The following is a 25,941-nucleotide window of genomic DNA, read 5'->3' as shown; positions in this document are numbered from 1 at the left end:
GAGTTTGTTCAGGACCTGAACCCTGGAGAGGATAGCAGTTTATAAGCCCGAATGCGGTGCCGGGGTTAAAGTGGTGCGGAGCATAATCCAGTGCAAAGGCTTGCGATAGAGGGCTGGACGGGAATATTTCGCCATCTTGTTTTGCCGGGGAAAGTACTACGGTTTCGCAGTGTCATCACGCCGCTAAACGCGTTTCCAAATGGCACTCCACTCAGTAGAATTCGGGTTTTCTTGCCGAGAGACAGCGACGTGCCCGAATTACCTGAAGTCGAAACCGTGCGCCGAGGGGTCAGCCCCCATTTGCTGGGGCGGGTGATTACCGGGGTGACCGTGCGCGAGTCCCGCCTGCGCTGGCCGGTGCCTGTCGATCTCGCCCAGAGGGTGTGCGGGCAGCAAGTGCTGGGGGTTTCGCGGCGGGCCAAATACCTGCTGGTTGAGTTTGATCAGGGCAGTTTGATGATCCATCTTGGCATGTCTGGGCGACTCTATTTTGTCGCGCCGAATACCCCGGTAGAAAAACACGATCACCTGGATTTTGCTCTGGATAGTGATCAGTGGTTGCGTTACAGCGATCCCCGTCGCTTTGGGGCGGTATTGTGGCTGGAGGGAGAGGTCGGCAACCACAGCTTGCTCAGTCATCTCGGGCCAGAACCCCTCTCCGAGGATTTTACCGGAGATTACCTGGCGGCGCGGGCGAAGGGGCGTAGCGCCGCGATTAAAACCGTATTAATGGATGGCCGCATTGTCGTTGGGGTGGGAAATATCTACGCCAATGAAGCCCTGTTTATGGCCGGTATTCGGCCCGATCGTGCAGCGGGAAAAATCAGCCTGGCCCGCTATCGACGGCTGGTCGAGTGTGTTCAGCTGGTGCTGCAGCGGGCCATCGATCAGGGCGGCACGACCCTGCGGGACTTTGTCGGCGGTGACGGCAAGCCCGGCTATTTCAAGCAGGAACTGCTGGTCTATGGCCGTGCGGGTCTGCCCTGCCCCCAGTGTCGCGGCGTACTGAAAGAAATTCGCCAGGCCCAGCGCAGCACGGTATTTTGCCCCGCTTGCCAGCGCTGAGGCTCAATAGCCTCGAATAGCCCCCTCCCGCCGTGGATCGGCGCCACCCTCCAGCCCCTCCGGGCGAATGCGGATCGCGTGCAGGCCGCTGGTCTGGTCGCGCAGATCAATGCGGTGCCCGCGCTTTTCCAGGCGAGGTTTCAATTCGTCGTCAAAGCGGTTGATTTCCAGTTCGACGGTGTTGCCCATGGCGACGATATTGCCATCGGCAATGGCATCGGCGACGGGGGTGTTCTCCGCGAGAACCCGATAAATATTAAGAGCGACATAGTCAATAATGCGCGCGCCGCCGGGGCTGCCGGTGATGAGGACAGGGCGCGAACCCTCCATGACGATGGTCGGCGCCATGGACGAGCGCGGGCGCTTGCCGCCCTCGACCCGATTGGCAATGGCAACGCCGCGCTCATCACGCGGGGCAAAGGAAAAGTCGGTGAGCTGGTTGTTCAATAAAAAGCCGCCGACCATGATGCGTGAGCCAAAGGCGGTTTCTATACTGCTGGTCAGGCTGACCGCGTTGCCGCTGGCATCAACAATACTCAGGTGGGTGGTAGAGGGCAGCTCCAGCGAGCGGCTGGGCTGGCGCTCGGCGGCTCCGGGGGGAATGCCGGGGTTGGGGTCGCGAATGGCTCGGTTGCCGCTGATTTGGCGAGCTTTCTGTGCGAGATAACCGCGATCGACCAGGCCTTTTACGGGAACATCGACAAAGGCCGGGTCGCCGATATAGGTGTTGCGGTCGGCGAAGGCGAGCTTGGAGGCTTCAATGAAGGTGTGCTGCCACAGGCGCGTGCCGTGTTCCCGGGTGTAGGCGTCCAGCATACCCAGAATGGCCAGTACTGTCGTTCCGCCGGAAGAGGGGGGCGGGGCACCACACACCGAGTAGGTCATGAAGGGTGCGCAGATCGGGGTGAGCTGCTGTGCCCGGTAGGACGACATATCCGCCAGACTGAGGGCGCCGCTGCGATTGGGGTCATTGGCCACGGCGGTAACGATCTGTTTGGCCAGTTCGCCGCGATAGAACTCCTCGCTGCCCCCTTTGGCGATGCGCCGCAGGGTGCTGGCGTAGGCGGGGTTGGTGAGTATCGTGCCCTCGGGTTTGGGTTGCAGCCCGTCTTCCGCCTCAATAAAAAAATACTGGCGGATCTCGGGGTTGACCGCGAGCCGCGGCATGCGGCTCAGCAGGGCGTAGAGCCGCTCGGAAATGGCAAAGCCCTCTTCGGCCAGCGCGATGGCGGGTTTAAACAATGTTGCCCAGTCCAGCTTGCCGTATTTGCGGTGGCTGGTCTCAAGCATGGCAATAACGCCGGGTACCCCGACGGCGTGGCCGCCGACCACGGCATCGAAAAAGTTCATCGGCTTGCCCTCTTCGGTGAGGAAGTGGTTCTCGCCGATCCCGGCGGGGGCAGTCTCGCGGCCATCCCAGGCGGTCAACGCCTTGTCGCGGGCGCTCCAGTGCAACATAAATGCCCCGCCACCGATACCTGAGGACTGGGGTTCCACCAAGCCAAGCACCAGTTGGGCCGCAATGGCGGCGTCGACTGCAGAACCGCCCCGCTGGAGCATTTGCAAAGCGGCGTTGCTGGCGTGGGGGTTGGCGGTGACGGCCATGGCGCTGGCGTAGCGTGCGGCTTTGCGCTCACTGAAGCCGCTGGCGGCCTCTGGAACGATCAGTGGGTCACTGGCCAGGGCCGGAACGCTGGCGCACAACAGTGCGCTAACAGACAGTGCGCGCAGGGAAGATTTTATTCTGCCATTCATAGTCGAGTTTCGCCGATCGAAAGGATGAAAGGAGAGTGCCACGGCGTCGGGCCAAAGGCAAAGTGAGTCGGGGTGAATTCAAAACCGTGAAAACGGTGCCCAGACCGCGCAGATATTGTACAATGCGCGGCTTTTCTCAGCCTGTATCGACCTTGCGGGGGTTCCATGTTTAACAAAGAGATGACAATTGCCGGTTTTGACGACGAAATCTGGGCAGCAATCCAGGAAGAAGAAGTTCGTCAGGAAGAGCATATCGAGCTGATTGCCTCGGAAAACTACACCAGCCCCGCAGTGATGCAGGCACAGGGCACGGCCCTGACCAACAAATACGCCGAAGGCTACCCGGGCAAGCGCTACTACGGTGGTTGCGAGTACGTCGATAAGGCGGAAAACCTGGCCATCGAGCGCGCCAAGAAGCTGTTTGGCGCCGATTACGCCAACGTCCAGCCCCACTCAGGCTCACAGGCTAACGCCGCAGTCTATCAGGCGCTGGTGCTGCCCGGTGAAACCGTACTGGGTATGAGCCTGGACGCCGGTGGGCACCTGACCCACGGTGCCAAGCCCAACTTCTCCGGTAAAACCTACAACGCGGTGCAGTACGGTTTGAACAATGAAACCGGCCTGATCGACTACGCCCAGGTTGAAGCATTGGCGCTGGAGCACAAGCCCAAAATGATCGTCGCGGGCTTCTCGGCCTATTCGGGCATTGTCGACTGGGCGAAATTCCGCGAAATCGCCGACAAGGTGAATGCCTACCTGATGGTTGATATGGCCCACGTGGCGGGTCTGGTTGCCGCCGGTGTGTATCCCAACCCCATGCCCTTTGCCGATGTGGTGACCACAACTACCCACAAGACTCTGCGCGGCCCCCGCGGCGGTCTGATTCTGGCCAAGGCCAACGAAGAAATTGAGAAAAAGCTGAACTCTGCGGTATTCCCCGGTGGCCAGGGTGGCCCGCTGATGCACGTGATCGCGGCCAAAGCGGTCAGCTTCAAGGAAGCGATGGCACCGGAATACATTACTTATCAGAAGCAGGTTGTCGCCAATGCCAAGGCAATGGCAAAGACCTTTATCGAGCGCGGTATCAACATCGTTTCCGGCGGCACCGAAAACCACCTGATGCTGGTGGACCTGATCGGCAAACCCTACACCGGTAAAGATGCCGACGCCGCACTGGGCGCCGCGAACATCACCGTAAACAAAAACGCCGTGCCCAACGACCCTCGCTCACCCTTTATTACCAGCGGCTTGCGCGTGGGTACTCCGGCGGTGACCACCCGCGGCTTTAAAGAAGCGGAGTGCGTCGATCTGGCCAACTGGATGTGCGACGTGCTGGAAGCATTGGAAGCCGGTGACGCGAGCGCAAAAATTGAAGAAGTGAAGGCGAAAGTGCTGGAAGTGTGCAAGCGCTTCCCGGTGTACGCGTAAGAATGGCGAGACGCTAAACGCCGGACGTGAGACGCAAAAGAATGGCTAGACGCAAAACGCTGGAACGGAAAGACAGGCGAGGCGCTTGATGCCTGGCCCGGAGGTCATACGCTCTCTAGCGTCTAGCGTCTAGCGTCTAGCGTCTAGCGTCTAGCGTCTATGCTAAACTTTTTGCCACCCATTATTGCCCCGAGGCATTCACATGCGCTGCCCTTTTTGCAGTTTTGACGATACCAAGGTCATCGACTCACGTCTGGTCGCCGAGGGTGGGCAGGTGCGTCGGCGGCGGGAGTGTTTGTCTTGCTCTGAGCGGTTTACCACTTACGAAAGCGCTGAGTTGTTGATGCCCAAGGTGATTAAAACCGACGGCTCACGGGAGCCCTTCGACGAAGAAAAGCTGCGCTCGGGTATTCGCAAGGCATTGGAAAAACGCCCCGTCAGTGTGGAGGCGATTGAAACCCAGATCAGTGAATTGAAGCGGCGTTTGCAGGCCACCGGTGAACGCGAGGTGCACAGTCGCGACGTTGGCGAGCTGGTAATGGAGGCGCTGCGGGCGTTGGATCACGTTGCCTTTGTGCGCTTTGCCAGTGTCTATCGCAGCTTTCAGGATCTTGAGGAGTTTCGCGCGGAAATTGATCGCCTGTCGGCGGAGCCTCGGGAAATCGTTGCCAACAAGATTCAATCTGACAAGTCATGAGCAGTGACGTGGTTGACCGCGAGATGATGGCGCGGGCCCTGCGCCTGGCAGAGCGCGGGCGCTATTCGACCAGCCCCAACCCCCGAGTGGGGTGCGTGATTGCGCGGGGTGACAAGGTGCTGGCCGAGGGCTGGCATATTCGCGCTGGCGATGGTCACGCCGAGGTCAACGCCCTGGCCAAGCTCGAGGGCGGTGCCGCGAGAGGGGCCACCGCCTACGTCACACTGGAGCCGTGCAGTCATTATGGCCGCACGCCGCCCTGTGCCGAGGCTCTGATCAAGGCTGGGTTGGCGCGGGTGGTGGTGGCGATGACTGACCCCAATCCGCTGGTGGCAGGGCAGGGTATTGCCATGCTAAGGCAGGCCGGAATTGTCTGTGAAAGTGGGCTGCTTGAGGATCAGGCGCGGGAGCTGAATCGCGGGTTTATTCAGCGAATTGTCGGCGGGCGGCCCTGGCTGCGAGCCAAGTCGGCAATGAGCCTCGACGGTCGCACGGCAATGGCCTCGGGTGAAAGCCAGTGGATCACCGGTCCTGAGGCGCGGCGGGATGTTCAGCGTTTGCGCGCCCAGAGCTGTGCCATTATCAGTGGTGTCGACACCGTATTGCACGACGACGCCGCGCTGACGGTCAGGCCGGAAATGCTGGCGGGGGAGCTGGATTGCGCAGACAGCTGCCGGCAACCCCTGCGGTTGATTATGGACAGCCAGTTGCGGCTCAGCCCCGATGGACGTTTGTTCAGTGGCGGTGGTCCAGTCATTGTTGCGACGCTGAGCCGGGACGACAGCAAGCGGCAGCGCCTGGAACAGGCGGGTGCCGAAGTGATTCGGCTTGAGCCGGATCGCGATGACCGTATGCCGGTATTGCCGGTACTGATGCTGCTCGCCGAGCGCGGCTGCAACGAAGTCATGTTGGAGGCCGGTGCGCGATTGACCGGCAGCTTCGCACAGGCGGGGCTGATCGATGAATGGTTTGTCTACATGGCGCCGACGCTGTTGGGTAGCAATGGCCGCCCGCTGGTGACCTTGCCCCTGGACAGCATGGCCCAGCAGCGGGGGCTGGTCATCAAGGATATACGTGCGGTCGGAGCAGACTGGCGCATACACTGCGCGCTGCGCCAGCCGGATACGGGGAGCTAGATGTTTACCGGAATTATTGAAGCACTGGGTGATATTGCGGCCATCGAAATGCGTGGTGGCGATATGCGAGTGCGCATTCGCAGTCGCGACCTGCCGATGTCTGAGGTCAAGCTGGGCGACAGCATTTCCACCAATGGTGTCTGCCTGACTGTGGTGGAGCTGCCGGGGGATGGCTACTGGGCCGATGTCTCCAGAGAAACCCTTAGCCACAGCAGCTTTGCCCAGGCGAAGATCGGCCAAAGGGTGAATCTGGAGCGGGCGATGGCGGCGACCAGCCGCTTCGACGGCCATATCGTCAGCGGCCATGTCGACGGGGTTGGCGAAGTGGTGGAGTGCAGCAAGGATGCCCGCTCGATACAACTGCGAATACAGGCCCCGGAGGAGCTGGCGCGCTACATCGCCAATAAGGGCTCTATCTGTGTCGATGGAGTGAGTTTGACGGTGAACCGCATTGAAGGTGCCACCTTTGACCTCAATATTGTTCCCCATACCGCGGCGGAAACGATTATTACCGGCTATGTTCGAGGCAGTCGGGTGAATCTGGAAGTCGATGTGGTCGCACGCTACCTCGAGCGCTTATTGCAGGTGGGGCAGAAGCCTGCCCCCCGCGGCATTACACTGGCCACACTGGCCGAAAACGGGTTTATGAAGGCGAGATAATATGGCGTTTAGCAAAATAGAAGATCTGATTCAGGATATCCGTCTGGGCAAGATGGTCATTTTGATGGACGACGAAGACCGGGAAAATGAGGGTGATCTGGTGATGGCGGCAGAGTGCGTTCGCCCCCAGGATATCAACTTCATGGCGACCTACGGGCGCGGCCTGATCTGCATGCCGATGACCCGCGAGCGCTGCGAACAGTTGGCACTGCCACTGATGGTAGACCGCAATGCCTCCGGTTTTGGCACCAAATTTACGTTGTCCATTGAGGCCGCGACCGGAGTGTCCACGGGTATTTCCGCCGCCGACCGCGCCCACACCGTGCGCACCGCTGCGGCGCGCAATGCAACGGCCAAGGATATTGTGCAGCCCGGCCATATCTTTCCGCTGATGGCCGAGCCCGGCGGCGTGTTGAGCCGCGCGGGGCATACCGAGGCCGCCTGTGATATGGCCCGTCTGGCTGGCTTTGAGGCAACCGGCGTGATCTGCGAGATTATGAACGACGACGGCAGTATGGCCCGTCGTGAAGATCTGGAAAAATTTGCAGCCCAACACGACCTTAAAATGGGTACCATCGCCGACCTTATTCACTATCAGGTGTTGAACGAACAGACTGTTGAAAAACTGAGCAGCGGCTCGATTAACACTGATTTCGGCGAGTTCACCCTGCACGCCTACCGCGACGCTGTAGCCGGTGAAATCCATTTTGCCGTGCAAAAAGGTGAAATCACCCCCGACCAGCCAACTCTGGCCCGGGTGCATCTGGGCTCTACGGTGCGCGACCTGCTGCAAAGCCAGCCGCCGGGTTCAACCAGTGGCTGGAGCGTTAACCGCAGCCTGCAAGCGATTGCCGATCACGGTGGGGTGCTGGTGCTGCTGGCCCATCAGGAAAAGGGCGAAGATATTCTGGCCGAGCTGGATATTGCCCGGGGCATGAAGGCCCCCCTGCAGGGTGACAGTTCACAATATCAAAACACCTACTTCAACATTGGTCTGGGGTCGCAGATCCTGCGCGATGTAGGTGCCGGAAAGCTGCGTTTGATGGGCGCGCCGGTGAAATACAATGCGATTTCCGGTTTCGATCTTGAGGTGGTTGAGTTCGTCAGCCCGGACGATTTCGCCTCCTGAGCCCCCGCGCTCGACAAACATGAATTCAAGAGGGTATGACATGAAAACAATTGAAGGTACATTCACCGGCGTCGCCGGCAAGTTCGCCATTGTTGTGGGCCGCTGGAACAGCTTCGTGGTAGAAAGCCTGCTGGAAGGTTCACTGGACGCCCTGCGTCGTCACGGCGTCAGCGATGACGATATCACAGTAGTGCGGGCCCCGGGCGCCTTTGAAATTCCTCTGGTATGCCAGAAGGTCGCGGCCAGTGGTAACTACGATGCCATTATCGCCCTCGGTGCGGTGATTCGCGGCGGCACCCCCCATTTTGAATATGTTGCCGGTGAGTGCACCAAGGGTCTGGCCCAGGTCTCCATGCAGTATTCCCTGCCGGTGTCCTTTGGCGTGCTGACTGTCGATTCCATCGAACAGGCCATTGAGCGTGCCGGTACCAAGGCGGGTAACAAAGGCGAAGAAGCCGCCATGTCCGCCATCGAAATGGTTAACCTGCTCAAGCAGATCTAAACTGCCGATACACCTTACGGCACGGCCCCAAGCCCGTGCCGGTTCTTTGACGATTTCTGGAGTCCCCTGTGGCTGAGCGTTCCGAACAACACGTTAAAAACCAGATGGCCGCAGGCCGTCGCAAAGCCAGGCACTACGCCTTGCAGGCCCTCTATCAGTGGGAAATGGCGCGGCAGTCGCTGAATGAGATCGAAGCCCAGTTCCTTACTGACTACGATATGCGCAATGTGGATAGCCAATTTTTCCACGACCTGGTGCACAATGTGCCCGCCAAGCTCGGCGAGCTGCACGCCAGTTTTGAGAGCCTGCTGGACCGCAAGCTGGATGACCTCGATCCCATTGAGCTGAACCTGCTGCGCATGGGGGCCTATGAGCTGATGTTTCGCATCGATGTGCCCTATAAGGTTGCAATCAACGAAACCGTCAACCTGGCCAAGCGCTTCGGCGCCACCGATGGCTACCGCTATATCAACGGGGTGCTGGATCGGGTTGCGGCGGAACACCGCCAGGTCGAGATGCAGGCCAATCGCAAGTCCTCTTCACCGGACGCCTCTGCTTAACAATGACGACGCCGGCTTTGTCGGAGTTCGCCATGATCGAGCGCTTCTTCCGACCTTTGTCCCGTCACACTGAAGTGGTGCAGCGCGGTATTGGCGACGACTGCGCAGTGCTCTCGGTGCCCGCCGGTGAAGAGCTGCTGATCTCGGTCGATACCCTTGTTGAGGGCGTGCACTTTCCTGCGAATTACCCCCCTGCACAGCTGGCGCGAAGGGCGCTGGCAGTATGTGCCAGCGATCTTGCCGCCAGTGGCGCCCAGCCTCGGGCCTTTACCCTTGCACTGTGTTTGCCCGAGCTGAATGCCCCCTGGCTGGAACAGTTCAGTGCTGCCCTGGCGGCGGACGCGGCGGCCTACGATATGGTGTTGGTCGGCGGTGATACCACCCGCGGGCCGCTGTGTATCACCCTGCAGGTGATGGGTACCGCGCCCCGTGGCACGGCCCTGCTGCGCAGTGGCGCCCAGCCCGGAGACCGAATATTTGTCTCGGGCACGGTGGGCGATGCTCGTGCGGCACTGGATTTTCTCTCAGTTGTCCAAGCCAGCGCCAGTCAGCAGTATTGTCTGGAGCGCTATCATTCGCCCCAGCCGCGGCTGGCCCTCGGTATGGCATTGCGTGGTATTGCCAGCGCCGCGCTGGATATTTCCGATGGCCTTGCCGCAGATCTGGGGCACATATTGACCGCCAGTGGCGTCGGTGCCCGGCTGGAAGTTGATCGGCTGCCGGTGTCAGCGGCCTTGCGGCAGCTTTATCCCGAGGGCTCTGCCAGGGTTGATGGTATGCCGGTGGCGTGGCGTTACGCCCTCAGCGGGGGCGATGATTACGAGCTGTGTTTTACCGCTGCGCCGGAGCAGCGGAATAGCATTGAGGCGCTGGCGCAATCGCTGTCGATAGCGATCACCGAGGTGGGAGAGATCGTTGCCGATAGCGGGCTTCGCTGCGTTGATAGCAATGGCGCGGCAGTGAGCCCGGCGGCAGGCTATCAGCACTTTTAACCACAGACCTTAAGGCAGATGATAACCCGATGAAAACCATTCCCCCCACCATGCTGCGCGACCCCCGGCACCTGTTGTCGCTGGGTTTTGGCAGCGGTCTGGCGCCCAAAGCGCCGGGCACCTTTGGCACGCTTGCGGCGCTGCCGTGCTGGTATCTGTTACAGCTACTGCCAACCGCCAGCTATATTGTGGCGGTGGTGGCCGCCTTTGCGCTCGGCGTCTACCTGTGCGGCGAAACCGCCAAGGCGCTGGGGGTGCACGACCACGGAGGCATAGTGTGGGATGAATTTGTCGGCCTGTGGATCGCGCTGTTTTTGCTGCCATCAGACTGGTATTGGCCGCTGCTGGGCTTTGCCCTGTTTCGCCTTTTTGACATCTGGAAGCCCTGGCCCATCAGTGTGCTCGACCGCAGGGTGCACGGTGGCCTGGGCATTATGATCGACGACGTTGTCGCCGGGTTCTATGCGTTTTTTGTAATTCAGGGTTTGTTTCTGCTGATGTGATTGGCGGTTAAACCGAGAGAGGTTGATATGGTTTCATTGGGTACTCCCTTCAGTAACACCGCCTGCAAGGTGTTGTTGTGTGGCTCCGGCGAGCTGGGCAAGGAAGTGGTGATCGAGTTGCAGCGCCTGGGTGTCGAGGTGATTGCCTGTGATCGCTACGCCAATGCGCCGGCGATGCAGGTGGCGGATCGCAGCCACTGTTTTTCCATGCTGGATGGTGCCGAGCTGCGGCGGGTGATCGAGCTGGAGCGGCCCGACTATATCGTGCCGGAAATCGAGGCCATCGCCACCGATACTCTGGTGGCGCTTGAGGCCGAGGGCTTTAATGTTGTGCCCACCGCCCGTGCCGCGCAGCTCACTATGAACCGCGAGGGCATTCGCCGTCTGGCGGCTGAAACCCTCGGGCTTGCCACATCACCCTTTCGCTTTGCCGACAATTTTGCGGATTTCAGCGCGGCGATAACTGAGGTGGGGATGCCCTGCGTGGTCAAGCCCATTATGAGCTCATCGGGCAAGGGGCAGAGCGTGGTACGCGCCGCCGAGGACATTGAGCGGGCCTGGACCTATGCCCAGGAAGGTGGCCGTGCAGGTGCGGGGCGAGTGATTGTTGAGGGCTTTGTCGACTTTGACTACGAGATCACCCTGCTGACGGTTCGTCATCGGGACGGCACCAGTTTTTGCGAACCCATTGGCCACAGGCAGGAGGCCGGGGATTATCGCGAGTCCTGGCAGCCTCAGCCGATGTCGGCGGTGGCATTGGCCAAGTCCAAGGAGGTTGCCGAGTCGATTACCGCGGCCCTGGGTGGCTGGGGGATATTCGGTGTCGAGCTGTTTGTGAAGGGAGATGAGGTGTGGTTCAGTGAAGTATCACCCCGCCCCCACGACACCGGCATGGTGACGATGATCTCCCAGGATCTGCCCCAGTTTGCCCTGCACGCGCGGGCCATTCTCGGTCTGCCGATCCCCAATATTCAGCAACATGGCCCCTCCGCCTCGGCGGTAATTCTGGTGGAGGGTGAGTCCACCCGGACCGCCTTCGGCAACCTCGACAAGGCACTCGCAGAGCCGGATACCCAGTTGCGTTTATTCGGCAAGCCAGAGGTGTCCGGTCAGCGTCGCATGGGGGTTGCACTGGCCCGTGGCGGCTCCGTAGAGGAGGCGGTTGACCGCGCCAAGCGTGTCGTGGCTGCGGTGACTGTCAGCCTTTAAGCCGCGCCGTGTCGGGGAAGCTGGCGACATCGCGCCGGCGGCCCGCCCTTCTTGCGCTTGCAGGTCGATGAGCCTACACTGGCGGGGTCTTGTCGGGGTGCCCGCTTCATTGAAGCGTATGGGCTGAGATCGCAGAGCGAGTCCCGTTGTACCTGATCTGGGTAATGCCAGCGTAGGGAACAAGGTCGCCTCAGCGTTATACCGTCTGTCTGAAGACGATCTCTTTCCCCGCGTTCACTAATGCAAATGCAGCCGGCGTCAGCTGACTGGGGGGAATCTATGAGCACATCTGAATATCCACTACTTCGCGAAACCGCACAGGTCGATGCCGCCGCCGTTGAACCGCTGCCGGCGTCCAGCAAAATCTATCTACAGGGGAGTCGCGAGGATATTCGCGTGCCGGTGCGTGAAATCAAGCTCACTGCAACCCCGGTACAGGGCGCCGATGGCAGTACCCGTCTTGAGCCGAACCCGCCGGTGCGGGTATACGACACCTCCGGGCCCTACACCGACCCCAAGGCCGAGATCGATATTCGCAAGGGCTTGTCGCCGATTCGCGAGCAGTGGATTCTCGACCGCCAGGATACCGAACTGCTGGACGGCGATAGCTCGGAATACAGCCGTCGTCGCGCGGCGGACCTGAGCCTTGAACAGTTGCGCTTCGACTTGAAGCGCAAGCCCCGCCGTGCCTTGCCGGGTAAAAATGTCAGCCAGATGCACTATGCGCGTCAGGGCATTATCACCCCGGAAATGGAATACATCGCCATTCGCGAGAACATGGCACTGGCTGAAGCGCGCGAAGCGGGCGATCTGGCGGTGCAGCACCCCGGCAACAGCTTCGGTGCCAGTATCCCCCAGGAAATCACCCCGGAATTTGTCCGCGACGAAGTGGCTCGTGGGCGGGCAATTATTCCGGCGAACATCAACCACCCGGAATTGGAGCCGATGATTATCGGTCGCAACTTTCTGGTGAAGATCAACGGCAATATCGGTAATTCGGCGCTGGGTTCCTCCATCGAGGAAGAAGTGGCCAAGCTGACCTGGGGTATTCGCTGGGGCGCGGATACCATGATGGACCTGTCTACCGGCAAGAATATCCATGAAACCCGCGAGTGGATCGTGCGCAACTCCCCCGTGCCAGTGGGGACAGTCCCCATTTATCAGGCGCTGGAAAAAGTGGACGGTGTCGCTGAAGACCTGACCTGGGAAGTGTTCCGCGACACCCTGATCGAGCAGGCCGAGCAGGGCGTGGATTACTTCACCATTCATGCCGGCGTGCTGCTGCGCTATGTGCCGCTGACCGCCAAGCGCGTAACCGGAATCGTCTCCCGTGGTGGCTCCATCATGGCCAAATGGTGTCTGGCCCACCACAAGGAAAACTTCCTCTATACCCACTTCGATGACATCTGCGAAATCATGAAGGCCTATGATGTGTCCTTCTCGCTGGGTGATGGCCTGCGCCCCGGCTCGGTGGCTGACGCCAATGACGAGGCCCAGTTCGGTGAGCTGCGCACATTGGGCGAGCTGACCAAACGCGCCTGGGAACACGATGTGCAGGTGATGATTGAAGGCCCCGGTCACGTGCCCATGCACATGATCAAGGAAAATATGGAAGAACAGCTCAAGCACTGCGACGAAGCGCCTTTCTATACCCTTGGGCCATTGACCACCGACATTGCGCCGGGCTACGACCACATCACCTCCGGCATCGGTGCCGCACAGATTGGCTGGTACGGCTGCGCGATGCTTTGCTACGTCACGCCCAAGGAGCATTTGGGCCTGCCCAACAAAGACGACGTGAAGACCGGCATCATCACCTACAAGATTGCCGCCCACGCCGCCGATCTGGCCAAGGGACACCCCGGTGCCCAGTTGCGGGATAACGCCTTGTCAAAGGCGCGCTTTGAATTCCGCTGGGAAGACCAGTTCAACCTAGCCCTCGACCCGGATACTGCGCGTTCCTTCCACGATGAAACCCTGCCGAAAGAGTCGGCAAAAGTAGCCCACTTCTGCTCCATGTGTGGACCGAAGTTCTGTTCGATGAAAATCAGCCAGGACGTGCGCGACTACGCCGACCAACTGGAAAAAGACCAGCTGCAGGAAGAAATGCAGAAAAAATCCGCTGAGTTCAAAGAGCAGGGCAGTGAGATTTATCACAAGGTGTGATCGCTTGCGAAACGCAAGAGGCCAGACGCGAGGCGCTGGGTGTTGGAATTCCAACACCGGTGCCCCGCAGCGCCCCAGCGTCTTGCGTCCAGCGTCTCCCGTCAGGGGTCTCCCGTCCGGCGTCTCCCGTCTCCCGCATAGCCTCCAGCGGTTCCTGCCATGACGCAGTCCATCGCCATTGCTGGTGCGGGTTTGCTCGGCCGCTTAATGGCCTGGAAGCTGTTGTGCCGAGGGCATTCGGTCACGCTGTTCGACAATGGTAGCCGTCAAGGGGAACTCAGCGCGGCGCGGGTGGCGGCGTCGATGCTGGCGCCCTATACCGAAGTGGCCAGCGCGGAGCGGCGGGTTTTCGATTGGGGCTTGCAGGCACTGGACTGGTGGCCGGGGCTGGTCGCTGAGTTGACCGAGGTGACGGGGCGGGACATCGCCTGTGCCCGCAACGGCAGCGTTGTAGTGGCCCATGATCTCGACAAGGCAAATCTGCGTCACTTCCAGCAGCAGTTGCAGGCTGTGGTGCCAGATCAGATGGCGCGGGTAGAATCCCTGAACCGTGCGCGATTGGCGGAGCTGGAGCCGGAGTTGGCGGCGCGGTTTAACGAGGGCCTGTATCTGCCTGATGAGGGCTATCTCGACAATACCGCCTTGCTGGCGGCACTGACCGAGGCACTGACGGCGGGTGGAGTGAACTGGTGTGAGCACACCGCCGTCAGTGAGGTGGCCCCGGGACAGGTCAAACTTGAGGGTGGCTGGCAAGCTTTTGACTGGGCGATAGATTGCCGGGGCCTGGGCGCCAAAGACCAGCTGACCGGGCTGCGGGGTGTGCGCGGAGAGGTGCTGTGGTTGCACGCACCAGAGGTGGACTTAACCCGCCCGGTGCGGTTGATGCACCCCCGCTACAAGCTGTATGTGTCGCCTCGGCCGGGTCGCCGCTATGTGATTGGCGCAACCGAAATCGAGAGCGAATCGATGGCACCGGTAACCGTGCGCTCGAACCTTGAGCTGCTGTCGGCGCTATACAGCTTGCACAGCGGTTTTGCCGAGGCGACGGTGGAGCACGCCTTTGCCCATTGCCGCCCGGCGATGCCGGACAATTTGCCAGTGGTACAGGGCGAAACCGGGCTGCTACGCATCAATGGCCTGTACCGCCACGGATATTTGCTCAGCCCCCATGTGGTGGAAACGGCGCTGGCCCGGTTCGATGAAATGAATGATCTGCGGAGAGTGAGTGCGTGATTTCCGTTAGTGTGAACAACGAAGTAAAACAGTGTGACGATAGCCGCGAGCTCAGTGAGTTGCTGCGGGAATGGGGCTTTGAATGCGAGAAAATCGCGGTGGCGATCAATGGCGACTTTGTTCCCCGTTCACAATACAGCGCTTGCCAGCTTAAAGCCGGCGATCAGTTGGACGTGCTGGCGCCAGTGCAGGGGGGGTGACTCCATTGCACCCGGGCGTCTGGCAATGCAGTGGCGATAGAGAGGTGTTATGACCGAAACCACAAATGACATCTGGCGGCTTTACGGCCGGCCCTTCAGTAGCCGATTGTTGATCGGCAGTGCTCTCTATCCGTCGCCTCAGGTGATGTGCGAGGCGATACGTGCCTCGGGCGCCGAGATAGTCACCGTGTCGTTGCGTCGGCAGTCGCCGGAGCAGGGTGGGGGTTCGGCGTTTTGGGAGCAGCTAAAGGGCTTGAATAAAACCCTGCTGCCAAATACCGCCGGCTGCCACTCGGTAAAAGAGGCGGTCACCCTGGCGCAAATGAGTCGCGAGCTGTTTGAAACCGACTGGCTAAAGCTGGAGGTGGTCGGTGATGATTACAATCTGCAGCCTGACCCGCTGGGGACAGTGGAGGCCGCGGAACAATTGATCAAGCTCGGGTTCAAGGTGTTCCCCTATTGCACCGACGATCTGGTGATTTGTCAGCGACTGCGGGATGTCGGCTGCGAGGTGTTGATGCCCTGGGGTTCTCCTATCGGCACGGGCCGGGGGCTAATGAACCCCTATAATTTGCAGACAATCCGCGAGCGGCTGCCGGATATGCCGCTGATCGTCGATGCCGGGATTGGCAAGCCTTCCCATGCGGTGCAGGCAATGGAGCTGGGTTACGACGGCATTCTGCTGAATACGGCCGTTGCCCAGGCCAGTGCTCCGGTGGTAATGGCAGAGGCGTTTCGCGCGGCCCTGCTCGCGGGACGGTTGGCGCGTCTGGCGGGGGCGATGCCCGAGCGACAGACGGCGGCGCCTTCAACACCGACCTTGGGTATGCCGTTCTGGCACCAGCAGTAAGCATGAACGACCCGCATCCGGTGGTGATTTTCGACGGCCACTGTCAGCTGTGTAACGGGGCGGTGGACTTTATTATTCGGCGGGACCCCTCCGCCCGATTCCGTTTTGTCCCCAGTCAGAGTGAGGCCGGGAAGGCCTTGCTTGCAAGGCATCACCTCACTGAGCAGAGTAGTGAAACGGTGGTGCTGATCTGCGGTGACCGGGCTCTGTTGCGCAGTGACGCCGCGCTGACGATTGCCCGCTCGTTGTCGGGTGGCTGGCCGCTGCTGGCGGTGCTGCTTTGGTTGCCGAGGGGGCTTCGTGATGGGGTTTACCGCTTTGTTGCCCGCCGGCGCTACCGCTGGTTTGGGCGGCGCGCCAGTTGTCGCCAGCCGATAGCCGCATCGCCACAAATGAGCAGCGCAATGGCGAAATGCGATCGCCTTGCCACGGCGCCGCTAGCGAATGAGCAATATCAGGCTGCCCGCCAGAAAGAAAATTTTGTTGTACAGCGCCTGGTGCTAACTGAAACGCAGTGGCAAGCGCTAGAGGAACTGGCTGGTGAGGGTATCTCATTAAAGCAGGGCGCAAACGCTGGTTATTGGCTATTGCAGCTTCATAGTGAAGCAGATGCACAGCGCTGGCAGAAAGCCTTGCCAGATTCTGAGCGGAATACATTCTGGCCAATTGCTCAGCGAATTGATATTGAATTAGAGCTAGCCGAAACGCCACGCGGTGACCGCAATGAATAATGCCGAGGTTGACGCACTCTTTGTAGATATTCAGGCCCTCGACGCAAACACGCGCTGACCCCGTTCCAGACAGGTTTTTCCGAAAATTTACCCGCTTCTTGCAACTCCGTGGTGTGCCAGAGTCCGAGTCAGAAGGCCTGGTGCGCTCAAAATTGACGGACCGCTACCGACAAGCGAGTAAAAATGAATTCTAAACGACATCGGCCTGTGTTCTTGCGAGCGATGCCATGATTTTGCTGAGTAGCTCTGGTTGTGAGCATACATCAAGTTTTGCGTAAACCGCTTTCAGATGCGAGCGTATGGTGCTTTCTTTCACGCCCATGGCCTCGGATATTTCTTTCACCACCAGGCCCTTGCAAAGCAACCGTGTCACACCGGCTTCAGTGTTGGTTAGCCCGTATAAAATTTCGAGCCCGGCAAGATCAATGTTGACATTGGTATCGCTATTTTTGATTTGCAGTAGCGCCCCAAGTTCCTGTGCTCCTGGTACAAGACTTGGTAGCAGATGGGGCTCGATACTAATTTGATATTGCTCCATGCGCGCATAATTTCGGCAAGATGTTGCACGATTATGAGTGAATTCCTGCAGGCTATTCATGAGCTGAGCTATGGTGTTGCGCAACTTATGGGATCGAAAAGACAGCTTTCCTGCAGCAATACAGGCGATATCTTGTTGCAGTAATTCTTCTGCTAATGCGTTTTGCGAGACTATCGACATGTCTGGTCGTAGTAAATATGCCGCGCTATCAATAATGTTGCTTATGGAGTCGAAGCCCCTTTGCAGTGACTCCAAGGCAATATTGCGTTTGTATATTGCCAGTGCGTTTTGCAAGTGAGGAACAAAGAGGTTGAGGGTTTGAAGTTCTTCTCGACTAAAGGGATTGTGCTGATGGCCGCGCTGAATGGTCACGCGAAAAGCTTGACCGATTTTTGGATTTTCAATATAGGCGCCACAGGCGTATCGAATATCGAGTGGCTTGGTGTAATCAGCGTAAAACTCGGAAGATAAAAGCTGCCGATCCAGGACGACTTCACTGCTATGAAACTGGAATAGTGGCAAATCGGCCATGGCTCCTGCCCAGAGGTCAGTGTGAATATAGTGTTCACCGTACACCTGCAGCTCGTCATTGTTTAAATGCCTGGATAACACGATATCGGTATCGTGGGTTTGAATATCTTCAAACATTAGTGTTGTGGAGCGCGACGGTATTTCTGTCTCAAGCATGGCAAAAAAAGCCATCCAGCCATCGGCTTGGTGGGCGTGCCGGTAAAGCTCACCAATCAGCTGGGATAATTTACTGCTTTGCATTCCCGGGGTATTTGCCAGTCAAGCGCGTTTTGACGCACTTCTTGTGAGTCGTTATCGCGGTAATCCTTGCTTCTCCCCAATCTAGGGGAGGTTGTGGATAGACTATACTGTTAGATTTGGCGGTGGGCAAATCCAACAGATATTACCGAGCTTGGCTGACATGGATGTGGCTATAAATTGTCTTGGTGATGTTTGCTTGGTGTAGTGAATAGAAGTTTACGCTGATCGGTCAGTGCCTAAAGCAGGGAAGCTACCCTTTATTGCAGTGGTCATTCACGCAAACGAGTCTATAACCGATTTAGGAACGGCGCATGGAGCGGAGTTCTGCGACAAGGCTTGGGCATGATTTGAAATCAAAAAATGCTGCGTGATTGCTAGTGGGAGTGGGTTCTTGTTGGCTGGCCTCGGTAAGGATGCGATGCTTGAAAAGCTTGAATACCCTCCATTAAATTGGAGAGTTAATAAATGAAAGTGTTTACTGTATTTTTTGCGGCCGTGATATTGTCAGGCTGCGTCGGTAATACCCTGCCAGCCCAGAACCCCGTGTCGGCGCAGCAAAGTCAGTGGCGGACTGAACGTTATCGTACGCCAGGTAACGATACCGGAGTGCTTATAATTAGTCGCGATACCGGTAATAGGGGAGCAGCCTGCATCCCTTTGATTACGCTTGATAAAGAGCATGTCGCGCCACTTAATGTCGGTGAAAAGCTCGAGCTGCACGTTACCGGCGGGCGACACTTGCTTCGCGCCTTTCCAAATAGAAACTGTGCCGCCAGTCCGATAGAAGCCGTCGTTGATATTAAGAAAAATCAAGTGATGAATTATCGACTTGGATTTCAGGGGACTGCAATGGTTTTTATACCCGTCGGGTATTAGTTGATGTTTAGGGCTGCTGACAATTTTATAAGGCGGATATTGACTTGTATTTATTTCCCGCCTGTTAAGTCGGCAGCCCTGTTGTAGTGGCTTGGTAACTATGGAATCTTTATTAAAGCCTTAAAAAATCATTAATAAGAAACGATATTCCGCTTAATTTAAGGCCAGCTAATATTTTGTGTTTTTTAAACTGAAGTCCAAAAAAGTAATTATTACTAGTCTGTCATTGCTGCGGGTGAAAGAGCTTTCTGCATTTTTTATCCTTGTTTTTGTTTCGGTTTCTGTGTGCTCATCTGAGTTGTCGGGATTTGAAAAAAACTTGGATATAATTAAATACAATTCTGATTATTCGGCTAATGAAAAGCATCTTGCTATATACCAGCATACCCTTGCTTTAGGGAGCTATGGGGTTGACTATCTGTCGTCAAGACAAAGTGTTAATGGTTTGTTTTTGACTTTGGTAAAAGATAGTTGGGATGCCTATATTGCAGCCTCTGATCTTATATTGAAGTCATCAAGGCGAGGTTTTTCAGGGCGCGAAGCACTGGCCGAACTGTATTTAATCGAAAGAACTCAATTGCTTTATGATAAGTATATGGAGAGTCGCGCTACTCGATTTATTCTAAAGGATCAATCGACAATGATAGACAATAAGATAGAGAAATTTATTGGACGGATTTTGTCTCGGTCTAATAGAAATAAAATTCCTGGTCTTATTGATGTGGTTTTGAGAAAAAAGCCTGCCGGATATAAAGATTCAATTATTTATAGAAAATTCCATAATAAAGAACCATTGAATGACTTCGCAAGGCTGGATTATTTTTTTAGTGATGTGTTGGCGAGCATTTTCTTCGTGTCAACGCGATCCATAAGTCGGTCTTTTGGCGCCGTTGTTGGCCCAGTTGAGTGGTCGAGAAATGCGAGGATCGGTAGTGCCTCCCAGAAGCAGATTTTGGCTAAATTAAGACCGCTTGACATTATTTTTGAGAAAAAATCCAATAAGTTAACTGATTACTTAATACCCGGCTACTGGGGGCATAATGCTGTTTGGTTGGGAACAAAAGAACAATTGATTGAGCTGGGGATTTGGGGTGCAAAAGAACTGGAGCCTTTTAGAGAGAAAATTGAAAGTGGTTTCTCTATTATTGAAATGAGGAGGCATGGTGCTGCTTTTTCTCGTTTTCATGAGTGGATTGCCATGGACGCGTTTGCATCTATAAGGGTAAAAGGATTATTGGATAAGCCTGACAAAAATATATTGAAGGTGTTTAGTAATCTAAATGAACAAGCAGGGAAGGAGTATGACTTTGGTTTTAATGTTGACTCCGCCGCTAAGGTTACATGCTCAGAAGTGGTTTATTTGTCTTACGGCGACTATAAATGGCCAACTAAAAATGTACTTGGTAGAGCGACTGTTGGCCCAAATGAGATCGCGGAATTAATTTTTTACAAAGATTCACCGCTTGAATTAATAGCTTTCGTTACTGGTGATGAACGCGATAGGGCAGAGTTTCAAAGCAAGGAAGTATTGGCTGATTTAATGGGCTTCAATTTGCAGGAAGATGGCACGTTTAAAAAGAGATATAAATCGTGCTATACGGAAAAAGCCATACACAGTAGGAAAGGTATGAGAATAAAAAGGCGCTGCGTGGAAAAAGAAAAATATTTATATTTATAATAGCCGTGACCTTTCCCCAGAGTTAGCGCACATGGTTGTAGTGGTGCTCGCAAAACCCCGCTGCTGGTTGAGCGTTTCCACGTTGATTGCCCAGTAACCATACTGCTACGCTTGGGCCCTTGCTGTGTAAGGGCGGCAGCATGCCGATATGACGCATCACACGCTACCCCTGCGTGGATAGCAACTTAGTCAAAGCGAGGCAGAGCGCTTTCTGTTGTAACTCCGGGGTGATCCACGCGGGAAGATGAGCGTATAGTGAACGATCGTCGTTTTTTCGCTGCATTCACCACACCAATAAGGAAATCGTTATGCTCACAATTCATCACCTTGGCCTGTCGCGCTCGGATCGGATTATTTGGTTGGCAGAGGAATTGTCACTGGACTATAAGCTGGTCACCCACGTCCGCAACCCGGAAACCTTCCGTTCTCCTGATAGCCTGTGGGCGGTGAGCCCAATGGGCAAGGCGCCGGTGATTGAGGATGCCGGCCTGACCATTCCCGAGTCCGGTGCCATCGTCGAGTATATTCTGGACACCTATGGCAATGGACGGCTGCGCCCCGCCGCGGGTAGCCAGGCCTATATCGACTATTTGCATTGGATGCACGCCGCCGAATCCACCCTGATGACGCCTGTATTTATGAATATGATCGGCGGCATGAGCGGATTGGATAACCCCATATACGTCGGCTTTATCAAGGGCGAGTTCGACACTGTACTGGGTTATATGGAAAAAGTGTTGGCGGATCGCGACTACCTCGCAGGTGAATTTTCCGCAGCCGATATTATGGTGACCTTTCCATTAATGATGCTGTCGTCGCCAATGATTCCGGGGCCTGCGGGGGGCGATGTGTTGCACAACTATGAAAACATCAAGGCGTATTTACAGCGCATCCACGACCGTCCGAAATGGCAGAAGGCCGAGGCGATATTCCGCCCCGAGGGCTGAGCTTAGCCGGAGCGGAGCCGCGGAGCCGCGGAGGCTTGGGCTGCGGGCTGATTTTGGTAATATTATGTCGCGCGTGACCTTTTTTGTGTTATTGCCTGTTCCGGGCGTTATACTACGCGGCTCGTGCGGCCTCTAACTATTACATTAAGCTCGCCGCAATACTCACTGATGGACTAGGAAACCTCGACGATATGGCTAGCCATTCCAAGCCGATTGCCTGGACTATTGCCGGGTCGGACTCCGGCGGCGGCGCCGGAATCCAGGCCGACCTTGCGACCTTTAATGACTTTGGTGTACACGGCTGTACTGTTATTACGGCCATCACCGCCCAAAACAGCTTTACTGTCGGCCAGGTATCGACGACGCCCCGTCGCAGCCTGGCAGCGCAGATCAATGCCTTGGACAGTGACCTGCCTGCGGCGGCGATCAAGCTGGGCATGCTGGGCTCGGTCGAAGTGGTCGAGATGGTCGGCAAGTACCTCGCGAGCTACCCCCACTTTGTGGTGTGCGACCCGGTAATGGTGTCTACCAGTGGCGGCGACTTGATCGAAGATGGCGTCAGCGAAGTGTTGATGGATAAGGTAATCCCCTATGCCGACCTCATCACTCCCAACGTTGATGAAGCCCAGGTATTGCTCGGGCGGAAAATAAACGGTCTGGCAGACGTTGAACGCGCGGCTCAGGATCTGGTGGCAATGGGCGCCAACTCGGTGTTGCTGACCGGGGGCCATTTGCCCGCCGACGGCCAGCAGCGCCATGACTACTGGACAGATGGCATCGACGGCTACTGGCTGAGTGGTCCGAATATTCGCACCATGAATACCCATGGCACCGGTTGTACTCTGTCCTCTGCGATCGCGGCGCTGATGGCGCGGGGTTATGAATTGATCGATGCGCTGGTTATTGCCAAGGCCTATGTCAGTCAGGGCTTGCGCATGGCGGTGCAGCTGGGCGGCGGCCCCGGCCCGGTGGCGCACACCGGTTGGCCGCAGAGTGTCGATGATCTTCCCTGCCTGCAACGCAAACTGGAAATCGGCGTGGAGCCATTTCCCGACTGCGATGGCGAGCTTGGGCTGTATCCGGTGGTGGACAGCAGTGCCTGGATTGAGCGTCTGTTGAAATGTGGTGTCACCACCATCCAGTTGCGCATCAAGAACCGCCAGGCGCCAAATTTGCGCGGTGAAATTTTCCGTGCCGTCGCGCTGGGGCGTCAATATGGTGCGAGAGTGTTTATTAATGATTACTGGCAGATCGCGATCGAAGCCGGGGCCTACGGGGTTCACCTCGGTCAGGAAGATCTGGATATTGCCGATTTGGCGGCGATTCGTCGCGCCGGTTTGCGCCTTGGGGTGAGTACCCACAGTTACTATGAAGTGGCCCGTGCTCACGCCTTGCGCCCCAGCTATATCGCGCTGGGGCCGATTTACCCCACCCAGAGCAAAATCATGCGTTTCGGCCCCCAGGGGGTCAACCAGCTGAAACGCTGGATCGACATGTTGTCTTCCCGTTATACCCTGACCGCCATTGGCGGTATCAATGTGGCCCGCGCCCACGACGTGCTTGCGACAGGGATTGGCAGTTGCGCGATGATTACCGCGATTACCCAGGCCGCCGACCCCGAAGCCGTGGTGGCCAGGCTGCTGGCCATGCACGGCCAGCGAGGCAAGGCCGAGACCATCACACCCTGAGATCGGTGTGAAAGTAGCGGTACAGTGCGCTGTGCTCCTCTTCCGGTGCCTGGCGCCAACCATAAGTGGTGGGCTTTTCCTTCTCGATCACCAGTGAATCAAAGATCAGCCAGTCGTAAATGGCCAGCAAATTACACAGGTTTTTTGCCGAGTTGCGTCCCCGGGCGTGATGGTGATGGTGTTGGGTGGGAAAGGTCAGCACATGGCACAGGGCATACATCGACTTGCGCACCCAGGTCTTGGGGTGGTTGAGAAAGTAGAGGTCGTAGTTCCAGTTGACGTGGTTGTGCGCGGCCCACAGCCCCTTGAATACCGTGCCGATCACAAACACTTCGACAAGCCCCAGATACAGCGCAATAAACTGGAACCAGTAATTGGGCATGATAAACCACCACAGCCAATGCTCGACAAAGGTTTGCGTTACGCTCAGCTGGCCCTTGCCGTCGTTGCCACCGGAAAAGTGGTGGGGGCGATGACCGACCTTATACAGGCGCTGAAAGTATTGCAGCCCGCGATGGCGTGGGCGACGGGTGTGGGCAAAATAGTGTCCCGCACCGTGGGTGAGTTCTTCCAGGGCAATGTAGACCAGTAGCGTCGGCCAGAAATACTGGGCCTCCAGCCAGCTCAGGCTGCCCTGATACTGGGGGATGATGACGCCGCCCAGCCACGCGACGGCGAAAATCAGCGCCGGGCGCTGGATCAGGCTCATGCCGAGGGCGCTGATAAAGGCGATTTGCCAGTCCTCGCGGCTTTTTTGCTCGCGGCTGGCGCGCCCGGCGAACCACTCCCACACGGCGGCGACAATAATGAATCCGGTAACGATAAAGGCGGGTTCTATAGACATAGCAGTGCTCTCTTATTGGGGTTTCGACTTGCTATGCCCAGCTTAGCGTCTGTACTATATTTTTGAATTCAATAATTAATATAACAATTATCCATGAAACTGAATTTACGCGCCTTCGACCTCAATCTGCTAACGGTATTTGATGCGCTGATGCGCGAGCAGAATTTGACCCGGGCCGCAGAGCGTGTCGGTATGAGTCAGCCTGCGATGAGTGCGGCCTTGCAACGCCTGCGATTGTCGTTAAAGGACGAATTGTTTGTGCGCCACCGCAGCGGTATGACACCAACACCCCGAGCCGAGAGGGTCTACCTCAAGGTGCAGCCCGCTCTTCAACTGATTACCGAAGGGGTCAGTGTCGGAGAGGTGTTTGACTCCGCCACGGAAGACCGGGAATTTGCCATAGCGGTGGACAGCTACATCGAGGTCGCGGCCCTGGGTAGTATTCTGTGCGGTCTTCAGGCCGCAGGGCCAATGTTGCGCCTGCGCAGTGAAAATTTGATCGGTGTCGATGTCAGCGCGGCATTGAATCGCCTTGAGCTGGATGTGGTGCTGGACTATTTGCAGGTGGATTCTCCCCGGGTGGACAGCGAGGTGCTGGGCACCGAAGAGCTTGTGGTTGTCGCCGCCGCCGATCACCCTGCATTGGCGGAGGGGGGCTGCACCATGGAAGCGTATCTGTCCTGTCGCCATGTACTGCTGCGTCAGCGCAGCGCAGCGGCGAGTCAGCTGGAACAGGCGCTGGGGGGCGCGCGTCTGGATCGCCAGGTCGCCCTGCATGTTCAGGATTACGCCGCGATGGCTGCGGTGGTGGCACAGAGTCGCGCCCTGGGCACCATGCCTCGACGACTGGCGCACGTGTACGGGCGTGCCCACGGCTTAACGGTCGCGCCCTTTCCTCTGGATATTGCACCGGTGTCACTGTGGATGATGTGGCCAAGGGCCTTGAGCGGTGATGCTGGCCACCGCTGGTTTCTCGACTTCCTGCGCCAACTGGCGTTGTGATGGGGCTTTGTGTTTGTCTGTGGAGCCGCCATAATCAAGGTTCTATCCCCCAGCTGTTGGAGCGGCACTGGCCATGACTCGAATTTCATCAATCGCCGCACTATTGCTGATGGTGGCCACCCTGCCTGCGACGGCTACCGAGGTGGTGGTGCGGGGGCTGTTTGATGGCGCCGCGTTGCTGGATGTGGCGGGAGAGCAAAAATTGGTGCGGGTGGGGGAGCATCACCCCAGCGGTGTGAAGCTGTTGTCCGCCAACAGTCACCGGGCGGTTGTTGAAATCAAGGGCCAGCGTCACCAGTTGAGCTTGAACAAGGGCATTGGCGCGATTTATCGCGAAGCGGATAAAAAAGAAGTGGTGCTACAGCGCAATGCCAACCGTGAGTACCGCACGCGTATTTATATCAATGGTCGGGGCATCGATGCGGTGGTTGACACCGGGGCGACCTCGATGGCACTCAGCTCGGCCCATGCCCGCCATCTTGGTATCAGCTACCAGGGCGGGGCGGAAATTGCCGTGGCGACGGCCTCGGGGGTCAGTCAGGGGTATGCCGTGCAACTTAATAAAGTCTCGGTGGGGAGTATCGAACGCCACCATGTCGAGGCGATCGTTATCGAGGGCAGCTTTCCCCATGTCGTCCTGCTGGGTATGACCTTTCTGGAGCATGTGGACCTGAGCGAGTCGGGCAATATACTCACCATGAGTACCCGCTGAGGCTGTTTCTGCGCGCAATTCCGGCGCGCGGTTCACGTTAACGAGCAAGAAACTCGCCTGCGGCGGCGG

25 protein-coding genes and 1 riboswitch are annotated in these 25,941 nt (G+C 57.3%); of the genes, 22 read left to right on the top strand and 3 right to left on the bottom strand.

Annotated features, from left to right (window positions below; all coding sequences use genetic code 11):
• Positions 1-249: 249 nt before the first annotated feature.
• Complete coding sequence (mutM, locus tag HCU74_RS11915; RefSeq protein WP_168450641.1) at positions 250-1,065, top strand: bifunctional DNA-formamidopyrimidine glycosylase/DNA-(apurinic or apyrimidinic site) lyase; 816 nt, start codon at positions 250-252, stop codon at positions 1,063-1,065.
• A gap of 3 nt (positions 1,066-1,068) precedes the next feature.
• On the opposite strand, the gene ggt is transcribed toward mutM, so the two are convergent.
• On the bottom strand, positions 1,069-2,820 hold the full coding sequence (gene ggt / locus HCU74_RS11910) for a gamma-glutamyltransferase (protein WP_168450640.1): 1,752 nt from the start codon (positions 2,818-2,820) through the stop codon (positions 1,069-1,071).
• 165 nt (positions 2,821-2,985) lie between these two features.
• Between ggt and glyA the strand changes: the two genes are divergently transcribed.
• From glyA to HCU74_RS11835, 15 genes are all read left to right on the top strand, one after another.
• Complete coding sequence (gene glyA / locus HCU74_RS11905) at positions 2,986-4,248, top strand: serine hydroxymethyltransferase (protein WP_168450639.1); 1,263 nt, start codon at positions 2,986-2,988, stop codon at positions 4,246-4,248.
• A gap of 202 nt (positions 4,249-4,450) precedes the next feature.
• Positions 4,451-4,945: a transcriptional regulator NrdR gene (gene nrdR / locus HCU74_RS11900; protein WP_168450638.1), complete on the top strand. Its 495-nt coding sequence runs from the start codon at positions 4,451-4,453 to the stop codon at positions 4,943-4,945.
• Positions 4,942-6,081: a bifunctional diaminohydroxyphosphoribosylaminopyrimidine deaminase/5-amino-6-(5-phosphoribosylamino)uracil reductase RibD gene (gene ribD, locus HCU74_RS11895; RefSeq protein WP_168450637.1), complete on the top strand. Its 1,140-nt coding sequence runs from the start codon at positions 4,942-4,944 to the stop codon at positions 6,079-6,081. Before nrdR ends, ribD begins: the two co-directional genes overlap by 4 nt.
• The gene (locus HCU74_RS11890) at positions 6,082-6,741 is read left to right on the top strand and encodes a riboflavin synthase (protein ID WP_168450636.1); all 660 of its coding nucleotides are present in this window, start codon (positions 6,082-6,084) and stop codon (positions 6,739-6,741) included. It abuts the gene before it with no gap.
• A gap of 1 nt (position 6,742) precedes the next feature.
• Positions 6,743-7,870, top strand: coding sequence for a bifunctional 3,4-dihydroxy-2-butanone-4-phosphate synthase/GTP cyclohydrolase II (gene ribBA, locus HCU74_RS11885; RefSeq protein WP_168450635.1), 1,128 nt, complete (start codon positions 6,743-6,745; stop codon positions 7,868-7,870).
• A gap of 40 nt (positions 7,871-7,910) precedes the next feature.
• On the top strand, positions 7,911-8,372 hold the full coding sequence (gene ribH / locus HCU74_RS11880; RefSeq protein WP_168450634.1) for a 6,7-dimethyl-8-ribityllumazine synthase: 462 nt from the start codon (positions 7,911-7,913) through the stop codon (positions 8,370-8,372).
• 68 nt (positions 8,373-8,440) lie between these two features.
• Positions 8,441-8,932 (top strand): transcription antitermination factor NusB, encoded by a 492-nt coding sequence (gene nusB, locus HCU74_RS11875; protein ID WP_428480341.1) that lies wholly within the window; start codon positions 8,441-8,443, stop codon positions 8,930-8,932.
• 32 nt (positions 8,933-8,964) lie between these two features.
• On the top strand, positions 8,965-9,924 hold the full coding sequence (gene thiL, locus HCU74_RS11870; protein ID WP_246864617.1) for a thiamine-phosphate kinase: 960 nt from the start codon (positions 8,965-8,967) through the stop codon (positions 9,922-9,924).
• 29 nt (positions 9,925-9,953) lie between these two features.
• On the top strand, positions 9,954-10,427 hold the full coding sequence (locus HCU74_RS11865) for a phosphatidylglycerophosphatase A family protein (RefSeq protein WP_168450633.1): 474 nt from the start codon (positions 9,954-9,956) through the stop codon (positions 10,425-10,427).
• A gap of 27 nt (positions 10,428-10,454) precedes the next feature.
• Positions 10,455-11,636: a formate-dependent phosphoribosylglycinamide formyltransferase gene (purT, locus tag HCU74_RS11860; protein WP_168450632.1), complete on the top strand. Its 1,182-nt coding sequence runs from the start codon at positions 10,455-10,457 to the stop codon at positions 11,634-11,636.
• Positions 11,637-11,719: 83 nt separating this feature from the next.
• A riboswitch (TPP riboswitch) is annotated at positions 11,720-11,832 on the top strand.
• A gap of 83 nt (positions 11,833-11,915) precedes the next feature.
• Positions 11,916-13,802 (top strand): phosphomethylpyrimidine synthase ThiC, encoded by a 1,887-nt coding sequence (gene thiC / locus HCU74_RS11855; RefSeq protein ID WP_168450631.1) that lies wholly within the window; start codon positions 11,916-11,918, stop codon positions 13,800-13,802.
• A 159-nt stretch (positions 13,803-13,961) separates the two neighbouring features.
• Entirely contained in the window at positions 13,962-15,035 is a 1,074-nt protein-coding gene (thiO, locus tag HCU74_RS11850) for a glycine oxidase ThiO (RefSeq protein WP_168450630.1), read from the top strand.
• Complete coding sequence (gene thiS / locus HCU74_RS11845; protein WP_168450629.1) at positions 15,032-15,235, top strand: sulfur carrier protein ThiS; 204 nt, start codon at positions 15,032-15,034, stop codon at positions 15,233-15,235. Before thiO ends, thiS begins: the two co-directional genes overlap by 4 nt.
• 49 nt (positions 15,236-15,284) lie before the next feature.
• Positions 15,285-16,085 carry a thiazole synthase gene (locus HCU74_RS11840; protein WP_168450628.1) on the top strand — a complete coding sequence of 267 codons (801 nt, stop codon included), beginning with the start codon at positions 15,285-15,287 and terminating at the stop codon, positions 16,083-16,085.
• 2 nt (positions 16,086-16,087) lie between these two features.
• Complete coding sequence (locus HCU74_RS11835) at positions 16,088-16,816, top strand: thiol-disulfide oxidoreductase DCC family protein (RefSeq protein WP_168450627.1); 729 nt, start codon at positions 16,088-16,090, stop codon at positions 16,814-16,816.
• 190 nt (positions 16,817-17,006) lie between these two features.
• Here the strand turns inward: HCU74_RS11835 and HCU74_RS11830 are convergent, their stop codons facing one another.
• Positions 17,007-18,125, bottom strand: coding sequence for a helix-turn-helix transcriptional regulator (locus tag HCU74_RS11830; protein ID WP_168450626.1), 1,119 nt, complete (start codon positions 18,123-18,125; stop codon positions 17,007-17,009).
• Between the two features lie 465 nt (positions 18,126-18,590).
• Here HCU74_RS11830 and HCU74_RS11825 point away from each other — a divergent pair, with 465 nt between their 5' ends.
• The 4 genes from HCU74_RS11825 (at position 18,591) to thiE (ending at position 23,314) form a co-directional block, all read left to right on the top strand.
• On the top strand, positions 18,591-19,001 hold the full coding sequence (locus HCU74_RS11825) for a hypothetical protein (RefSeq protein WP_168450625.1): 411 nt from the start codon (positions 18,591-18,593) through the stop codon (positions 18,999-19,001).
• 178 nt (positions 19,002-19,179) lie between these two features.
• Positions 19,180-20,679 carry a YiiX/YebB-like N1pC/P60 family cysteine hydrolase gene (locus HCU74_RS11820; protein ID WP_168450624.1) on the top strand — a complete coding sequence of 500 codons (1,500 nt, stop codon included), beginning with the start codon at positions 19,180-19,182 and terminating at the stop codon, positions 20,677-20,679.
• Positions 20,680-20,987: 308 nt separating this feature from the next.
• Positions 20,988-21,626, top strand: a complete 639-nt coding sequence (locus HCU74_RS11815) for a glutathione S-transferase family protein (RefSeq protein WP_168450623.1) — start codon at positions 20,988-20,990, stop codon at positions 21,624-21,626.
• A gap of 191 nt (positions 21,627-21,817) precedes the next feature.
• Positions 21,818-23,314, top strand: a complete 1,497-nt coding sequence (gene thiE / locus HCU74_RS11810) for a thiamine phosphate synthase (RefSeq protein WP_168450622.1) — start codon at positions 21,818-21,820, stop codon at positions 23,312-23,314.
• Here the strand turns inward: thiE and HCU74_RS11805 are convergent.
• Positions 23,304-24,158: a sterol desaturase family protein gene (locus HCU74_RS11805; RefSeq protein ID WP_168450621.1), complete on the bottom strand. Its 855-nt coding sequence runs from the start codon at positions 24,156-24,158 to the stop codon at positions 23,304-23,306. The genes thiE and HCU74_RS11805 overlap by 11 nt on opposite strands.
• A 93-nt stretch (positions 24,159-24,251) precedes the next feature.
• On the opposite strand from HCU74_RS11805, the gene HCU74_RS11800 reads away from it, so the two are divergent.
• Both HCU74_RS11800 and HCU74_RS11795 read left to right on the top strand, forming a co-directional pair.
• A complete protein-coding gene (locus HCU74_RS11800) occupies positions 24,252-25,160 on the top strand; it encodes a LysR substrate-binding domain-containing protein (RefSeq protein WP_168450620.1) in 909 nt (302 codons plus the stop codon).
• 73 nt (positions 25,161-25,233) lie between these two features.
• On the top strand, positions 25,234-25,872 hold the full coding sequence (locus HCU74_RS11795; protein WP_168450619.1) for a retropepsin-like aspartic protease family protein: 639 nt from the start codon (positions 25,234-25,236) through the stop codon (positions 25,870-25,872).
• Positions 25,873-25,941: the final 69 nt, after the last annotated feature.

It is taken from the genome of Spongiibacter thalassae (assembly GCF_012272835.1).
Lineage (GTDB): Bacteria > Pseudomonadota > Gammaproteobacteria > Pseudomonadales > Spongiibacteraceae > Spongiibacter > Spongiibacter thalassae.
The sequence above is the reverse complement of the archived record's forward strand: the minus strand, read 5'-3'. Positions and strand labels throughout refer to the sequence as shown.

What these genes read in the sequence shown, in the direction of transcription:
- ggt (WP_168450640.1), bottom strand. Translation starts at nt 2,820, where the DNA reads ATGAATGGCAGAATAAAATCTTCCCTGCGCGCACTGTCTGTTAGCGCA.
- glyA (WP_168450639.1), top strand. Translation starts at nt 2,986, where the DNA reads ATGTTTAACAAAGAGATGACAATTGCCGGTTTTGACGACGAAATCTGG.
- nrdR (WP_168450638.1), top strand. Translation starts at nt 4,451, where the DNA reads ATGCGCTGCCCTTTTTGCAGTTTTGACGATACCAAGGTCATCGACTCA.
- ribD (WP_168450637.1), top strand. Translation starts at nt 4,942, where the DNA reads ATGAGCAGTGACGTGGTTGACCGCGAGATGATGGCGCGGGCCCTGCGC.
- HCU74_RS11890 (WP_168450636.1), top strand. Translation starts at nt 6,082, where the DNA reads ATGTTTACCGGAATTATTGAAGCACTGGGTGATATTGCGGCCATCGAA.
- ribBA (WP_168450635.1), top strand. Translation starts at nt 6,743, where the DNA reads ATGGCGTTTAGCAAAATAGAAGATCTGATTCAGGATATCCGTCTGGGC.
- ribH (WP_168450634.1), top strand. Translation starts at nt 7,911, where the DNA reads ATGAAAACAATTGAAGGTACATTCACCGGCGTCGCCGGCAAGTTCGCC.
- thiL (WP_246864617.1), top strand. Translation starts at nt 8,965, where the DNA reads ATGATCGAGCGCTTCTTCCGACCTTTGTCCCGTCACACTGAAGTGGTG.
- HCU74_RS11865 (WP_168450633.1), top strand. Translation starts at nt 9,954, where the DNA reads ATGAAAACCATTCCCCCCACCATGCTGCGCGACCCCCGGCACCTGTTG.
- purT (WP_168450632.1), top strand. Translation starts at nt 10,455, where the DNA reads ATGGTTTCATTGGGTACTCCCTTCAGTAACACCGCCTGCAAGGTGTTG.
- thiC (WP_168450631.1), top strand. Translation starts at nt 11,916, where the DNA reads ATGAGCACATCTGAATATCCACTACTTCGCGAAACCGCACAGGTCGAT.
- thiO (WP_168450630.1), top strand. Translation starts at nt 13,962, where the DNA reads ATGACGCAGTCCATCGCCATTGCTGGTGCGGGTTTGCTCGGCCGCTTA.
- HCU74_RS11840 (WP_168450628.1), top strand. Translation starts at nt 15,285, where the DNA reads ATGACCGAAACCACAAATGACATCTGGCGGCTTTACGGCCGGCCCTTC.
- HCU74_RS11835 (WP_168450627.1), top strand. Translation starts at nt 16,088, where the DNA reads ATGAACGACCCGCATCCGGTGGTGATTTTCGACGGCCACTGTCAGCTG.
- HCU74_RS11830 (WP_168450626.1), bottom strand. Translation starts at nt 18,125, where the DNA reads ATGCAAAGCAGTAAATTATCCCAGCTGATTGGTGAGCTTTACCGGCAC.
- HCU74_RS11825 (WP_168450625.1), top strand. Translation starts at nt 18,591, where the DNA reads ATGAAAGTGTTTACTGTATTTTTTGCGGCCGTGATATTGTCAGGCTGC.
- HCU74_RS11815 (WP_168450623.1), top strand. Translation starts at nt 20,988, where the DNA reads ATGCTCACAATTCATCACCTTGGCCTGTCGCGCTCGGATCGGATTATT.
- thiE (WP_168450622.1), top strand. Translation starts at nt 21,818, where the DNA reads ATGGCTAGCCATTCCAAGCCGATTGCCTGGACTATTGCCGGGTCGGAC.
- HCU74_RS11805 (WP_168450621.1), bottom strand. Translation starts at nt 24,158, where the DNA reads ATGTCTATAGAACCCGCCTTTATCGTTACCGGATTCATTATTGTCGCC.
- HCU74_RS11800 (WP_168450620.1), top strand. Translation starts at nt 24,252, where the DNA reads ATGAAACTGAATTTACGCGCCTTCGACCTCAATCTGCTAACGGTATTT.
- HCU74_RS11795 (WP_168450619.1), top strand. Translation starts at nt 25,234, where the DNA reads ATGACTCGAATTTCATCAATCGCCGCACTATTGCTGATGGTGGCCACC.